We start from the raw sequence: 606 nt of genomic DNA, 5'->3' as shown, positions 1-606 counted from the left end.
CGAATCATGAATCAGCTTGGACTGTTTGGCAAACGTCCCAAGGAGAAGTACCATTCTTACAAAGGCGATGCAGGCAAGGTCGCTGATAACATTATCAACCGAGATTTCAGTACCGAGAAGCCACTTCAAAAGTGGACGACCGATGTATCACAGTTCAACCTGTCTTGGGGTAAGTGCTATATTTCTCCGATTCTGGACATGAATACAAATGAGATTATTTCTTATAATCTCTCTACCAGTCCGAACATGGAACAAATCAAGGATATGCTACACAAGGCATTTGAACGCTTTCCCTCTGTGCAGGGTCTGGTCATGCACTCGGATCAGGGTTGGCAATATCAGCACGCATTTTACCGGAGCGAACTTCAAAAGCATGGAATTATTCAATCTATGTCCCGAAAGGGCAACTGCTATGACAACTGCATTATGGAGACCTTCTTCGGTAGACTAAAAAATGAAATGTTCTATGGATTAGAGAAGGATTATCCTTCCTTTGAATCCTTCTCTAAGGCGATTGCCGAGTATATTGATTATTACAATAACACCAGAATCCAAGCTAAAACAAAATGGATGCCTCCCTCTAAATTCAGGGAAGCATCCATGATG

Annotated in this window: 1 protein-coding gene; it reads left to right on the top strand. The window is 42.2% G+C overall.

Features of this window, described 5'->3' with window-relative positions:
- Nucleotides 1-6: 6 nt before the first annotated feature.
- A partial coding sequence (locus IAG03_RS14135) for an IS3 family transposase (RefSeq protein WP_249320758.1) occupies nucleotides 7-606 on the top strand: 600 nt, incomplete at its 3' end.

It is taken from the genome of Yeguia hominis (assembly GCF_014384705.1).
Lineage (GTDB): Bacteria > Bacillota > Clostridia > Oscillospirales > Acutalibacteraceae > Yeguia > Yeguia hominis.
This window is presented reverse-complemented; position numbering and strand designations above follow the sequence as displayed.